Consider the following 14,223-nt stretch of genomic DNA (forward strand, 5'->3'; position numbering starts at 1 on the left):
CAATCTCACCTAGTATTGATTTAGTCTTAATTCTAATTTATTTTGCAGATATGTTAATACACTTATGATTAGCCAATAGACCAAAATAATCACTACGAAAGCTTCTAAGTATCTGTAGCTGGAAGCAGCCTCTAATTGAGCCATTGCCATCATTTCCGTAACCCCTATTGTATAAGCTAATGATGAACTTTTTACTATATTTATAAAGCTATTCGATAGTGCTGGTATTGCTGTTCGAATAGCTTGAGGTAATATGATTCGCCTCATAGCCTGCCAATAAGTCATTCCAATAGACATACATGCTTCCATCTGACCTTTATCGATTGATATAACGGCTCCTCTAATCGCTTCCGACATAAAAGCCGCTGAATTAAGGCTTAGTACGATAAGGGCAGCATTAAAGGCACTTAGCTTTAGAAAGACAGGAATAACCTGTGCTAAACCAAAGTATAGCAAAAATAATTGTGCCAAAAGTGGTGTTCCTCTAAAAAAAGAAACATAGACTCTCATTAAAGGAGATAAAAAAGTTATTTTAGCATCAATTATTAGAGATATAATAAAAGCTATCATCAACCCTATTATCATAGTAAATATAGATAACATAAGCGTTACTCTCAAATATTGCATCATTAATGGTACTAACCTTATTGCAAATTGAATATCAAAATTTACCACAAAGCATCACCTAATTATTTTTATGGTTTTACTGTCGTATCTAGATCAAACCATTTCTGTGAAAGGTTTGATAACGTACCATCTTCATGCATGGCTCTTATGGTCTTGCTTATATCTTCTCGCAATGCATCTTTTTCACTGCCTTTTATAAATGGGTAAGCATTTGTTTCAAAAACTAACTTTATGCCTAATAGTTTTAAATCAAGATCATTTTGCTCTATTGTAGCTGCTGTCTTAACTTCACCTTGCCAACCAGCATCTATACGGCCTAATTCTATCTCTTTCTCAATAGGCACACCATCATAGGTTTTAATATCTAAATTAAGGCCATATTCTTCATTAATTGCTCTTAACGTTCTTTCGCCATTACCACCTTGCCAACAACCTACACTTTTTCCTTTTAAGTCATCCAATGACTTTGAGGTGCTATCACTTTTCACTGCGAAGTCATAATAACTATAAGCATAGGGTTGTGTAAAATTATATTTTTCTTCTCTCTCTTCTGTTATAGACATTTGGTGTGCTATTGTATCTATTCTTCCTGTATCTAGCATACCAATAAGTCCACTGAATTTAGAAGTCTCAAAGCTTATTTCTAAATCATTTCTTTCAGCAATTTCTTTCCATACATCAATTTCAAATCCTTGTAACTCTCCATCTTTTTGAAATGCCCATGGATAATATTCTCCAGAAGTACCTACTACAATTTTTTCTTTAGTAGGTTCCTCCACAACTCCTTCTTCTATGCCACCCTCTTCTGCTACTTCTGTACTGCTACATCCCCATAATGCTAGTAGGGCTACTAGCATAAATCCTACTATAATCATTCCTTTTCTTTTGTTCATCATTCTTTCTCTCCCCTTTAAAACAATATTATTTCAGTTTTGTTCTTGCAAACAAATTAATCTTACCATCAAGCTACTAACTTGAAAAATCGAAAATTTCTATATACTTCCATAATTGAATAGATAAATATGATAGGAAATTCACAAACTACATCCCTTCATTTTATCAGCATAGGTAATACCAAGCCCTATAAACATCGATCTCCCCTGCATCAGCTAAGAAAAGCAGCTGCAACCTGTGGAAGAAACGTCAACAAGAACAATTCTGCTTTTTTGTGTTGTATTATTTGTATCAAGTATATCCTATGCGTTAAGTATGGTAATTCCGGATGAAAACGCATTTATCGCAAAAGCGCAAGTCCCTATGATATTTCGGGTTATTATTTCTATCAACCCACTCACCTATGCCATAGACAGCTTAAGGAACCTAATTAACGACGGTTATGTAAATTGGGCTGAATACGGAATTTCAATCGGTCTGTTCGGGTTTTTGGGCCTCACTGCATTTTGTATAGCAAAAAACGCTATAAGAAGAGAAGTGTAACCGCCTTTTCTTACAGAATGTTAAATTAGAACACCTGCCCCACGGTAATAAAAAAACCGTTGTTACGGCGGGTGGATAGCTGTGGGTAAATTATGAGCAATATATCAAACAGCGGTTTTGACTTCTTTTCCATCAAAACCGCTTACCCTTGATATTACAAGAAATTTAAGTATACTACATGAAGCAATATTCCAAAAGCAGAGATATGAGCAGCAAATTCTAGGAAACTTGTATAATCTTAAAATATGCTCACCAAACAGTGCCCGAAAAACCGTGAATGGCTCATGTGGAAATTGGCATATTATACGTAGTAGGTTTAGCTATAGCTTATGCTTTTTTAGAAATTCTTTTGCTTTTTTCTTAGTTTTAGGACTAATACTATTAGATTGAGACCTTATAAACTCCTCAATTATATTCTGATGCTTTATTTGTTGATATGCTTCATCTAAAACTTCAATAATATCACTCTTTAATAGTTCTTTCTGCTTTTGTAAGTAATTGCATCTATTTTCTACTTCTAATAATAATTCGACAACCCTTTCTATATATTCGCTTTTGTGCTTAATAATCTTCTTTAAATTTTGCACAAAACACTGTGCTGTCATAAATTTTGTATCATTGAAATGCTTAATATATTGTTCATATAAAATAGAAAATAAGTCTTTTTCATCTACTTTTGTTAAATTAGCTATAATTGTTAATCCAATATCTCGGTGATAAGAATTTTTATGATTAAGCAGTGAAGCAAAATCATCCCAGTATTTATAAAACAACTTTGGTTTTTCCTCACTTGCCTTAGATATTATATAATAGCAGTGATAATAAACCATTATGCGGTTATTAGTTAATAGCTGTTTTATAATTTCTTCTCTAATATTTTCATCATTAATAACAACTTCAACAAATTCATATATATTAACGTTTTTATTTGCTACTCTTTCAATTAAACTGCTTTCAGTCATATCTCCACCTCTTTATAGTCAATTACGCATGCGGTTGGTAGAGGATTAATTTCCAAGTGTTTCTCAAATTTACACTTAGTGAAACTTTTCCTCTGACTTCTCCGATTTAACCATTTGTACAATAATCCTTCTATTGTGCAAATGGTTTATTAAAAGATGGACCTAGACCCTCGAAGTCAGAGTCCCGCAGGACGTGCCGGTCTATGCTAGTCTTCCTTTTAACGTTTTGAGGCGTAGCGATGTCGGAATTTCCCTAAAAATCTCTCCCCGATGTCTGCTAAGCCTCTGTTAGACGAAGGAATGCACCTTTCTGCAAAGAATTGCCTTAACAATTCTTTTTATACATTGTTAGATCAACTAAATCAATAACTGCTCCTGCCGTCCTTAGAAAATCTAATCCTATAAGTCCATTAACTCTTTCATAAGGATCTATCTCTCCAAAATCAACTTTAATTTTTGTTAAGAATATATCACCTATTCTTACTTCATCAATCTTCTTTCTCACTAAGCTTAATTGTAAACCTCCATATCCTGACGATTTAACTAGTTCATCATCTTCAGTAAACTCAACATCCAAATCTTCTAGATAGTCCGTCAAAATAATTGTATGAAATGCGCCTGTATCAACTATAATATTATCAATGTTAATAGATTTATTGCCTTGGTACAAAATAACTGAAGCATATAAAAGCCCAACTAAGCAGCGCTACGGCCGCGCTACCTTAAACGGCAAATACCTATGACACAAAATAAGATTATATGTCTTAACTTTAAATATAGATTATACCCATAATCTCAATCGATGTGCTGTTTTTGTATCTTTCCTTTATAGATAATATTCACAATTAAACCTATCAGCAAACAGACAATGAAAACAATACTCCATATCATCCAAGCATTATTTGTCGCTCCTCCTCCTGGATCTATGCCATCAGTATTAAATACCATGGCAAAAACAAATCCACCCATATAACCCGCAACAGTCGCTACCGAAAGTATTCGTCTTCCGACGATGGATGCAATAACTATTATAATCAGACTAACCATAGCCAACGTATTTGACCAAGATTTCATGCCATGCATTTTGAAAAATGCAAATCTACACAGCCAATATGAAAGACCAAGACATCCAATCAAAGCAACCCCCCATAGGATTTTGTTTTTTATATCGATTGCTTTCAAGATCCCTTACCTCCTGTTATATAAATAATTCGTAATCCACGTTATCTTACTACTGCGAAGAAATACTTCAAATCCCATTTCGTCCGCGCCAAGACGGCGCGGCATGTCGCCATCTGCTTTAGCGTTTACGAGGCTGAATATAATAAAGATGTTAAAGTAAATGCTCTACAGGATGATGCTCATTATCTCATAGTAATTTTTCGTATAGTCTAAACCATTTCAGTCCATAGTTTTCAAGTCCTAAATCAACTGTATCAATATATTTAAAACCACATTTCTCATACAATCTAATAGCTGGTATATTACCTTCGTAAACATCCAATCTAATTGACTTAACTTTTGACTTGATACTGTGTTCAATACAGAAGTCCATTAATGCTTTGCCTACACCACATTTCAAAAATTTTGGATGCACTACAAATGTATATACAGCAAAAACATTTGAATAATCAGACTCAAATTCCCATTTAGCTTTATAATATGCAGATTCAGGTTTATGGCTTAAAATGACGGAACCGATTATTTGCCCCTCGTGTTTCGCTACATAAAGACTATTTTGTTTAACTCCATCAATTGCATTTTGTCTAATGGGATATATCCCTTTTATCCATCCAGGATAGTTTACTCCTTTTGCTAAATAGTCATTTAAATCATTATAGAGCCGTTCTAGTTCATCAATATCATTTGTTTTTCCTAATTCAAAACTGATATCCATCTATATATCTCTCCAATCAACGTATAATACAAATAATATTCACTATAAATTACTGATATTAGTCAACATCAGACAATCCAATTGTCCCCAGTCTTCTGCTCCGATATTGAAGTGTCTCAGTCACGGTAGACACGCCAGTTACCCGACGTACCTTAAATACAGTCATTTATTCCAAGTGTTGAAAATTCTCTGTTAAGTGAAATCGCTGAAATTGAACAAGCTACGTCAATCGTTTTTCAAAACATTCAACTAACTTTCCTTGACATTGGCCATTCTTATAAAACTTGAAACCCAACGATGCCCAATACTTTTTAGCACCAACATTTTTTTGTAATATACCAATCCGAATATTATCAAAGTTTTGTTGTTTTAATTTTTCCTCAAACGAAACGTATACCTTTTTCCCATATCCCATAGAATGGTAATCTCCATGAATCATAAGTAAGCCTATCCAAGGACAGTTGTCCTTAGGATTATTTTTTAAAAAATCAATAATTCCAACATACTTATTTCCCAAAATTATAAGGTAGCTATCAGTGGCTTGGTTGAGAAATTCACTCCTTGCTTCCTCTATTGACCTTAAGGGATTCCCGTTTTCTAGAATATTATAATAAGAATTTGAGTTAAGTATTTCCAGTACAAACTCTAGTAAATCTTCTGTAATAAGCTGAAAATTGATCACATTAGCTCCCCCATTTATAGAAATATGTAAATATACACCGATAATCTTCAATTATACTAACCCGTCTCATCAGTTTAAGAAGTATTAAAAATTTGCATATTAGATTTTTATTGTAATCCTTTTCTTGTTGGACATAATCCATTTGATACAACTATATTTACCATCTTCCTTTACCTACTGCCACTAATTTTTAGTAGGGATGGCATATAACTGCGCTAGGGTTAGCGACGTCTTGTTAACTTCTTCATCGGCTAATCTCAAATGTTGCTAACCCTATAGTTCCCTGTGTACGCTTCACCTAACTGTTACCAGCTTCGGCGCAACACTCGGTATGGGTGGCTGGTTAGACCTTACCCAGCAAGGACTTTCATCCTGCAAGAAATGCCAAGCTTGCTTGGCGCACTAACGTCCTCGCATTTGGTCGAGTAAGTATGGATCTTTCTTAAGCCCTGAGTCCTAAGATTGAATCCACACTCCTCTCAGATCCGTACAGGCGCAATTAACGCATACGGCTCTTCATATCATCTTACAAAAAAAATTCCTAAGGTATACCTAATACATTTACATAAATCCTTGCAGCTGGTAAAGGATTAATTTTCAAGTACTTACAAAGGGTATTATTTTCGTTTTCTCCTGTGCTATTTCTAATCCAAATTTCTTTAGTCGCTCTATTAATGCTTCATAGAATTTCTCTGCCTCGTCCTCGTGTTGAAAACAGCACACATAATCATCAGCATATCTGACAATATATGCATCCCCTCTGCATCTCTTCTTTATTATCCTTTCAAACCATAAGTCTAATGTATAGTGAAGATAGATGTTAGATAATAAAGGGGATATCACTGACCCCTGTGGCGTACCTAGTTCTGTTTCTTCCAATATCCCATCCTCCATTACCCCAGCCTTTAGAAACTTGACTATTAGTCTCTTTATATTTGGATTAGCTATTCTTAAGTCTATAAATTTCATCATCCATTTATGGCTCACGTTATCGAAGAATCCCTTAATATCAGCATCTACGTAGTTCCCTTCCCTCCTTTGGCATTACCCACTATCATTGGTACTATTGAACTATCCGACTTCCAGCAAGCCTTTTGACATTCTCCCTTATTATCGGTTGTTTGTCATACTCCTCTTTGGAAGAGCCTACTGGATCTCCCAAGTTGCCATGTAATCATTGTATAGCATGCCCGGCTCTTCGACCCCGGGGAAGCCTAGTTAAACTTGCCGTTACGCTTAACTAGATGTTGTCTTCCAGTACGTCGACACTGTCGTCCTTCCCTATTATTCAGTCTTACGAGGCTCAATCACTCGTCCTCCCGGACTTCGGGCCTACTACCTAACTGTCTACGCTTAAATATCAGGATTACTCCCTCTACTCCAAGACTCGCTACTGGTGGCTTGGCTAATGCCTTACCAGATAGGATTTCCACCTATTAAATTACACGACCTTGCTCGGTCGCTCCAACGTTCCTGAACTGTACCCCAAAGGAATACCCTTAGCGGAGCTTCGCTCCCAGTGAAGGAATGTGGTGCTCTGACCGTTCCCTTGACACGTGCTTGCAGCACCTTTCTGCAAATATATTGTTATATGTTGTTATCACTGCTACAGAGCACTACCCAATTATATGCTCAACTACATCGAACAAATCGTTAGTTCTAATATAAACATCGGCTTTTCCAATTAGTTTATCAGAATAATTGATAGCTATTGATTTACCACTCTTTTCAAATACTTTTATATCTGATGCGCTATCTCCAATTGCGACAACCTCTTCTAGTTCAATATTATTTTCAGAACAAAATTTGTTCAAACTCTCTACTTTTCCACTATCACCTAGATGCCCTAATATTTTCCCTGTAAAAAAAACGTTATTTACCTCATATAAACTTCCAAAAATTTCATCAAATTTATACATCTTTCCAAGTACTTTTCCAACCTGTATCGGTCCAGCAGTTACTAGAATCGATTGAATATCATTCTTTCTCAATTCTTCTAACGTTTTTTCTATGTTGCTAATCACCTTTATGTGTTCTTGAAATTCTTCGTCTATTCTTTTCGTTTCTAACCCTGTAAAAAATTTTGCTTTTATGTAATCTGCTTCTATCCAAGATATTTCATTCCGTTCTTCTTTTAATTCAACCTCTTTAACTTCTTTTCCTTTTCCATTTAATTGGCAAACATATTCTACTGAATTAGTATTTGTAATCAAAGTTCCATCCATATCAAAACAAACTGCTTTAAATTTTTTCAACTTAACCTCGCCCCTTAAAAGGATTAACAATTTTTCTTAGCTCCCTTAAACATAAATGACCCAAAGAACTACTCTGATAGTGATAATTACATCTATGGTTGATAATTGTTCATTCTTACTTTCTCTTTTTAAACTTCTCTTTTGAATACTCATAAGCCTCTTGTATTAAAGGCTTTAGTATTTCAAATGTTTCTTTACTTGGATTTAACACACTTATCCATCCCATCCAAGCATAAACAGGATGTGGAATAATCTTATTTAATTCGGTAAAATCATAATTCATATTTACAATACAAGCAGCATTAGGTCGTTTCGGTATCTCACCAAATATTTTTTTAAAGCTGGATTTTCGCAAGCCTACGTTTACACGATAAATATTTTCTCTATCAAGATTTGAACCCTTATCATTGTTTCCGTCCTTTTCTTTTACCGTTAACACATATACTCCTCGCTTAAGCACTTGATTAGGATTATAAAAAATACCTTTTTCACCCCAGCTTTCAATTAATATAGTGCCTTCAAGGTTTTCTAAGCAGTATTCTAAAATATCTTTTGGTTTCATCATATATCCTCTTTCTTCTATTTACATTTTCTTACAGATGCAAATTATAAAGCTCTTAAAATGTCCTTCAACAATCCGCGACAGGATGCCGCACCCTTAAACACAGACCACTCAACCAGTACTACACCTTATATAAATAATAGGCGCCTAGGATTATGCTCATAATTTTGCCTAAATAGAATCTATTTCTCTCAAAGCAGTAACAATATCATTATAAACTAATGATTGCATACTGTTCTTATATATTTCAGCATCTGCTTTTCGCAGAGCAGTACAAATACAATTTACTAAATCCAGCTTATATTTTGCGATAGTAGGTAATGCCTTAATACATTGTCTTGCGGTGATTGGCTTATCGTCCATAATATGCTTTAGATATTTATTAATTATTTCATCAATTTTATAATCTTTGTCCCATTTAGCATTAGCAGCAATTAAAATCATGCCCCGTGTTCTTATATATGAATTTGGACTGTCAAGCATGTTAACAAAGTCATCAAAGTATAAGTAAACGGAATTTGACATCTGACTTTCTTCTTCAAGTTGCTTTAGGCATTTATAAGCATACTTGTTGTCTTTATTACTCAAATCCTCAACTAATTTTGCAATTTCATTCATACCATTTACCACCCAATATATAAATAGTCTTTAATTCGCAATATATAAATAGAACTAAACCGCCCAAGGCGGTGGCAGAAAATCTTCCTAAAAGACAAATCCATAAAGAATATAAAAATAAAACGAATTAGTAATTCAACTGAGCATATCCTTATTTTACTTGCCAAGAAAATCTTTTGCCAGTTTAACAAATTCATCTTTATTGGATAGCAACGCAGGATGTCCGCCCTGATCAAATATGTGCATTTCTCCATCACCTATTTTTTCAATGAGTTTTGAGTAGGTTTTCAAATAAAAATCTGGATGAACTAATTTGACAAACTCATCTTTTTTGCTACCTGTAAGTAACATTTTTGTATGCAATCCGTTTAATGGCTTGTGAAAGAATTTTCCTATGGTCTTCGCATGTTCGTGAATAGCAGTTGTGTCGTTATCAACAACACTTTCCCAATCCTCGCCTTGCATTGCATAATAAAACATTTTTCCGACCTTATCTTGTTTTGATGTTTCTCGTTCTTCTACTACATTTTGAACAAACTCTTGCAAGGGAACTTCACCCTCAAAGCTGTCAGCGATTACTTTATCCACTAAATCAGGGCGTTCTAAAGCTACATTGATAGCTACTAATGCACCACCGCTACTACCAATTAAATTTGCTTTTTTATACTGTACTTGTTCTAAAAATGCTATTACCTGCAATGCTTCATCAAACCATAAATCTGTTGCAAATTTTTCTACTCTATCTGATTTGCCATGCCCAACAAAATCTATGAGGACAACTTTATAATCCTTTGCAAATGGCTCTACCACATCACAAAACATTTTTGAGGAAGCAGTATTTCCATGCAAGAAAAGCAAAGTAGGTTTTATTAAAAAAGGGCATACTACTCCCTTGGCAGTTTTAGCTGTTTTTTTATCTATGCTATTCTTGTGTTTAACTGTGGTGGCGAATAGCATCGAGGTTCTAGTTTTATCTTTCTTATCATTTTCCCCTTATTGCAACAGGGACATATTGTGTAATCTACACCTGTTAGTTTTAAAAGCAGTTCCTCCCATGGTTCTCTTTTCTTAATCTTCTGTAGACTTTCCCTAGCTACACCTAAAATTTTTTTACATTGCTCTAACTTTGTTTTCCGATTCCTATTGCTTAAAATGCCATAATGAAAATTGTTGCAATAAAAAAAGCGGCTACCATAAAATAGTCCAATCCTTGTAGTCAGCAATCCAATGAACAATATATATTTTTACCTTAAATGTTAAAATAGTTTGTTTTTTGCTGCCTTCACAGTTACCTCACCTTTTTCTAATACAACACCTATGCTAATCCCGATTATATATAAAAATAAATCAATCCATAGAAAACCAAAACCCAAAACTAATCCACCGATCGTTGTATGTCTTATATCGTTTATCCATGCTTCCTGGTATAATTGACTAAATTCAATGAGAAATGAAAAAGAAACAGCAGCCACTGCCACCCAATAAGTACTTTTTCTCTTAAACACGGCTGCAATAATAAGGAAAATCATAAGTGCCCAAAGTACATCACCTACATAAAGATGCACCCATCTTGGTAAGAAATCTAATCTAGATCCTAAACCTAGAGCTATAACCAATAAAATTAAAGCTAAATAAATGAATCTATTACGATTGATAGTCATGATCGACCTTCCTTCTTGAAATGATGTGTTGTGTTTTAGGTCTCCCCCTTCTTGAATAAGCCCATCGCCTAGCAACCACATATATTCCATATCCAATCATAAAGCCAACAGTATTTAATAAGAAATCATCGACATCGAAACTTCCTCTCCTAGTAAGCAATTGCAAAGTCTCTAGCAGTAGCAAACCACTCAAAAATGTAACTAGCAGTTTAATGTACCTCCCCCCGAAGGCTAATGGTAGCAGTATCCCGAAGGGGACAAAAACACCAATATTTCCTATTAGATTAATCACCCATGTATTTGAGTTAAAATTACTAATTTGTAGGAATTGATTGATCGTAGTAAATGGTATTAAGTTGTACATATATTGGGGCTGAGTTGTTCTGCCAAAGCCCCAAATCATCCAATAAATTAGCAATAATGTGTAGCCCAGTAATATAAAAAGTGCAATTCTGCGAAAAGATATCTTCATTGAAACACTCCAGTATTATTAATTTTTTTAGGTAGCTTCCTATTAAGCTGCTTTTTATCAAATAGCGCTACAATTAAAAGCAAAAACAAGGCAAAAACTAAAAATGTTTTGTATAGATCTCTTAAGATTATGCTATCTCTAATATTTTTAAAATCCAGAATCCTTTTCAATTGCTGCACCACCTTTAAAAGGTATATGTGAGTACCATAAAAATTGAACGATAAACATAGTAATGATATCTCAAACGCAAACGTCCATTCTCCTGATCAACTACTTATATCATCTAAAAGGGATAGCGTGGACTTCAATAAATTAGAAATTGATTCAAAAACATCAAGAAATTACTAACTGTTTTTTGAAAATATTTTTACTGAATGCAATATTATAAAATATAAAACAAATATGTTGATTAAGAAAGTAAGCGGATTTATCGCAAGTCCCATATTGCCAGTAAAAAAATTAGCCCCAAACCACTTACTTGTAGGTACACGCTGTAATATAGTTATATAACTGAAAGGAAATCCATATTTATATCTTAGTAATATATTCCCTTGCTCAGGGTTGCTTGGCACCAAAACAGTTGCTACAATTGCAATAATCATACTGACATTTAAATAATCCTTATTTAACTTATGCACGAAATCACCCCTTTGCTCCGTATTTTATTAAGCCACATTTTCAATCTACTAGAGCTAATAAAGATTATACCTTGTTGCCTATTGACTGCTTTGAATAAATAAGGATTTTGTTATTCTCTATTAACTGCTACATCTAAGGAGGCATGCCACCAGTATAATTTTTCGTTATTTTCTCCATAAATCTCTATTATCTTAAGTGTTGGCTTTTGCCAAAAATATTTTCTTGTAGCTGGTAATAATAATAGATTCTCGCCTTCAAAAAATCCTACTTCTTCTACACCATTATTTAAAACCACTCTTGCCTCAACAGCTCTACTTGCTATTTTTTCATCCATAATCATTATTGCACATATCCAATCAAGTTATAATTTGGGGGTCTCGTTCCCCAAAACTCAACTTCTACCTGGTTAGCTCTTGATGGTTGGTAAAAAGAATATAATTGCTCCCTTATATTATTTTTCTTGTCTTTATATACATAATACATAATATCTTCTGTTTTATCGTTATTCTTAAATATAATTGCTGTATATGATTCTCCTATATTGCTAACCAGAATTGGTTGAATTTCTTTGTTTGAAATAAATTCTTGTATTTCAGAATTAGTCAACAGCTTATTATTGGGTCTTATATATATGAAACTTAGAAATACCAATATTATTGTGATTATGCTGATTTTTAACTTATTTATTTTCATCATGCTACTCATGCCCCTCGCTTTCTAACAGCAGATATACCTCTCTTTTACTCTATTAAAGCATTCTACATAAAATAACGAATCCCCTTTAACAAACGACAAATTTACAAAAATGTAATGTTATTATAAAATTAAGTCTCCCTATATAGGAGACTCATACTTTCCTAAAGTAATATATCTCAAAAAAATAAAAAATAAAAAAGCTCTTTAAAAGAGTACATTTTATTTTTATATTGTTTATTTAATCTGTTTTGTGGTATAATATATAAAAGGGTAATCGAATTCGCATAATGCGATTGCCACAGTAAATGTTAAATTATCTTAATCACTCTACATGGCCGTGCAGGAGTGATTATTTTTTTATCCTGAAACTCAGGACTGCTATTACCAACATAGAAAACAAAATCATTAAAGACAATGCTTCATATGTAGACATAGCACCACCCCCTTCCAATTAGGGAATAGAGGTGGCAACCACACCTGCTTTTATCCGATTACCTTATCCATAACGATATCATAGAATGAGTCTAAACAGCAAGAAAAACATAAAGGGCACCTTTTTCAAACCCTCAAATAGCATTATTTTATATCAGCACTTTTGAAAATCACTAATAAATATTAGATATTGTAATAGCTATAATCTTTTATTCATTTCGCATGAAGTAGATAATGGCTATATAGCATCCAATTAAATGACTAGATTTTCTATTTTCTCTGGCATAGCATTCCGAATCGTAGGATCAATACTTCTCACTGTACCTTCTAGTTCAACTTTATCGGCAATGACGTTGTATTTCATGCCTCCATGGATTTTGCAGATGGAGATCACGGCTGAATCTAAAGGTCCTATGTTTCTAGCTACAATAGATTGCAGTACGGAGACAACATTTGAAGCGATAGCAACGGTATCGACACCGTTTTCTGGTTCGGAACCGTGACTGCTTTTCCCCTTTATTGTTATAAAGATTCTATCAGAGGCCCCCATGATAGGTCCTTCTTTAATGGCTGCTCTTCCAGTTTCTAGCAGTACCCATTAATCTAGGAACATCTGCTTCGGATTTAATGGTCCCAACAGCTCTGCCGTAGACAATCCCTATAATGACAAACCATAGGAAAATAAAGGGCACAATGCCATTAATAAAAGGTGACGGAATAATGGTTCCAGCATCACTTCTAAGGGGTGAGTTCTTAGGAAGGAGGCTAGCAATAATTAGACCCTAATAAATCAACGTGGCAATGCCTGCTTTGCTAAGTCCAGTTTTTTCAGCTCTTGTTACTTCTAAATTCTGGTCTTCTTTTATTTCTCCTATAGGTGTATAGGGCCCTGCTAAGGGTGTGACATACTTTTTGGTTACCCATACACCAGCAATGGTCAGTATGAAAGTAGACGCAACCATAAAGTAATAGTTTACCGTGGGGTTAATCACCATACTGGGATCAATGGTTTTGGCAGCTTCTTCTGTTATGCCGGCTAAAAGTGCATCTGTACCTGCAATTAATAGGTTGGCAGAAAATCCTGCACAGGCAGCTTCATAGCCTGCAGCGATACCCACCAGTGGATTTCGTTTTGTGGCATAAAATATGGCTCCTGCTATAGATGGCACGATGACAGCTGCTGCATCGGAAGCGATATTTCCGCTGATTCCTATAATGAAAATACTGATTAATAGCATTTTGTCACTGGCTCCAACCATAAACTTCTTCATAAAAGCTGTCAT

Annotated in this window: 20 protein-coding genes and 2 pseudogenes; 1 reads left to right on the plus strand and 21 read right to left on the minus strand. The window is 34.4% G+C overall.

Annotation, left to right across the window (positions count from 1 at the left end; all coding sequences use genetic code 11):
- Positions 1-9 precede the first annotated feature (9 nt).
- Both CHB72_RS01950 and CHB72_RS01955 read right to left on the minus strand, forming a co-directional pair.
- Positions 10-675: an amino acid ABC transporter permease gene (locus tag CHB72_RS01950; protein WP_330396966.1), complete on the minus strand. Its 666-nt coding sequence runs from the start codon at positions 673-675 to the stop codon at positions 10-12.
- 20 nt (positions 676-695) lie between these two features.
- On the minus strand, positions 696-1,523 hold the full coding sequence (locus CHB72_RS01955) for a transporter substrate-binding domain-containing protein (RefSeq protein ID WP_242974998.1): 828 nt from the start codon (positions 1,521-1,523) through the stop codon (positions 696-698).
- A gap of 235 nt (positions 1,524-1,758) precedes the next feature.
- Between CHB72_RS01955 and CHB72_RS25800 the strand changes: the two genes are divergently transcribed.
- Positions 1,759-2,064, plus strand: a complete 306-nt coding sequence (locus tag CHB72_RS25800; RefSeq protein ID WP_141131284.1) for a hypothetical protein — start codon at positions 1,759-1,761, stop codon at positions 2,062-2,064.
- A gap of 320 nt (positions 2,065-2,384) precedes the next feature.
- Here CHB72_RS25800 and CHB72_RS01960 read toward each other — a convergent pair whose 3' ends face one another.
- From CHB72_RS01960 to CHB72_RS27195, 19 genes and pseudogenes are all read right to left on the minus strand, one after another.
- The gene (locus CHB72_RS01960) at positions 2,385-3,026 is read right to left on the minus strand and encodes a hypothetical protein (RefSeq protein ID WP_089281170.1); all 642 of its coding nucleotides are present in this window, start codon (positions 3,024-3,026) and stop codon (positions 2,385-2,387) included.
- Between the two features lie 325 nt (positions 3,027-3,351).
- Complete coding sequence (locus CHB72_RS01965) at positions 3,352-3,696, minus strand: retropepsin-like aspartic protease (protein WP_242974999.1); 345 nt, start codon at positions 3,694-3,696, stop codon at positions 3,352-3,354.
- Positions 3,697-3,821: 125 nt separating this feature from the next.
- A complete protein-coding gene (locus CHB72_RS01970; RefSeq protein WP_089281172.1) occupies positions 3,822-4,208 on the minus strand; it encodes a hypothetical protein in 387 nt (128 codons plus the stop codon).
- A 187-nt stretch (positions 4,209-4,395) separates the two neighbouring features.
- Complete coding sequence (locus CHB72_RS01975; RefSeq protein WP_089281173.1) at positions 4,396-4,923, minus strand: GNAT family N-acetyltransferase; 528 nt, start codon at positions 4,921-4,923, stop codon at positions 4,396-4,398.
- Between the two features lie 220 nt (positions 4,924-5,143).
- Complete coding sequence (locus CHB72_RS01980; protein WP_141131286.1) at positions 5,144-5,605, minus strand: GNAT family N-acetyltransferase; 462 nt, start codon at positions 5,603-5,605, stop codon at positions 5,144-5,146.
- A gap of 597 nt (positions 5,606-6,202) precedes the next feature.
- Positions 6,203-6,616: pseudogene (locus tag CHB72_RS01985) on the minus strand (reverse transcriptase domain-containing protein); the annotation flags it as partial.
- Between the two features lie 605 nt (positions 6,617-7,221).
- On the minus strand, positions 7,222-7,860 hold the full coding sequence (locus CHB72_RS01990; RefSeq protein ID WP_089281213.1) for an HAD family hydrolase: 639 nt from the start codon (positions 7,858-7,860) through the stop codon (positions 7,222-7,224).
- 115 nt (positions 7,861-7,975) lie between these two features.
- Positions 7,976-8,422, minus strand: a complete 447-nt coding sequence (locus CHB72_RS01995) for a DUF6194 family protein (RefSeq protein ID WP_089281175.1) — start codon at positions 8,420-8,422, stop codon at positions 7,976-7,978.
- A gap of 171 nt (positions 8,423-8,593) precedes the next feature.
- Entirely contained in the window at positions 8,594-9,040 is a 447-nt protein-coding gene (locus CHB72_RS02000; RefSeq protein WP_089281176.1) for a SufBD protein, read from the minus strand.
- Positions 9,041-9,196: 156 nt separating this feature from the next.
- On the minus strand, positions 9,197-9,997 hold the full coding sequence (locus CHB72_RS02005; RefSeq protein WP_089281177.1) for an alpha/beta fold hydrolase: 801 nt from the start codon (positions 9,995-9,997) through the stop codon (positions 9,197-9,199).
- A 299-nt stretch (positions 9,998-10,296) separates the two neighbouring features.
- The gene (locus CHB72_RS02010; protein WP_089281178.1) at positions 10,297-10,701 is read right to left on the minus strand and encodes a ribosomal maturation YjgA family protein; all 405 of its coding nucleotides are present in this window, start codon (positions 10,699-10,701) and stop codon (positions 10,297-10,299) included.
- Positions 10,685-11,173: a VanZ family protein gene (locus tag CHB72_RS02015; RefSeq protein ID WP_089281179.1), complete on the minus strand. Its 489-nt coding sequence runs from the start codon at positions 11,171-11,173 to the stop codon at positions 10,685-10,687. The genes CHB72_RS02010 and CHB72_RS02015 overlap by 17 nt, the downstream gene beginning before the upstream one ends.
- Positions 11,170-11,343 carry a hypothetical protein gene (locus CHB72_RS26175; protein ID WP_176431136.1) on the minus strand — a complete coding sequence of 58 codons (174 nt, stop codon included), beginning with the start codon at positions 11,341-11,343 and terminating at the stop codon, positions 11,170-11,172. The genes CHB72_RS02015 and CHB72_RS26175 overlap by 4 nt, the downstream gene beginning before the upstream one ends.
- A gap of 174 nt (positions 11,344-11,517) precedes the next feature.
- Positions 11,518-11,811 carry a hypothetical protein gene (locus tag CHB72_RS02020; protein WP_089281180.1) on the minus strand — a complete coding sequence of 98 codons (294 nt, stop codon included), beginning with the start codon at positions 11,809-11,811 and terminating at the stop codon, positions 11,518-11,520.
- A 110-nt stretch (positions 11,812-11,921) separates the two neighbouring features.
- Complete coding sequence (locus tag CHB72_RS02025) at positions 11,922-12,152, minus strand: hypothetical protein (protein ID WP_089281181.1); 231 nt, start codon at positions 12,150-12,152, stop codon at positions 11,922-11,924.
- Positions 12,152-12,508, minus strand: a complete 357-nt coding sequence (locus CHB72_RS02030; protein WP_089281182.1) for a hypothetical protein — start codon at positions 12,506-12,508, stop codon at positions 12,152-12,154. Before CHB72_RS02030 ends, CHB72_RS02025 begins: the two co-directional genes overlap by 1 nt.
- 349 nt (positions 12,509-12,857) lie before the next feature.
- Entirely contained in the window at positions 12,858-12,941 is an 84-nt protein-coding gene (locus CHB72_RS28180; RefSeq protein WP_408606535.1) for a putative holin-like toxin, read from the minus strand.
- Between the two features lie 252 nt (positions 12,942-13,193).
- Positions 13,194-13,490, minus strand: a complete 297-nt coding sequence (locus tag CHB72_RS02035) for a peptidase dimerization domain-containing protein (protein ID WP_089281183.1) — start codon at positions 13,488-13,490, stop codon at positions 13,194-13,196.
- A gap of 13 nt (positions 13,491-13,503) precedes the next feature.
- Positions 13,504-14,223 (minus strand): annotated as a pseudogene (locus CHB72_RS27195) (AbgT family transporter).

The organism is Anaerovirgula multivorans, assembly GCF_900188145.1.
Lineage (GTDB): Bacteria > Bacillota > Clostridia > Peptostreptococcales > Natronincolaceae > Anaerovirgula > Anaerovirgula multivorans.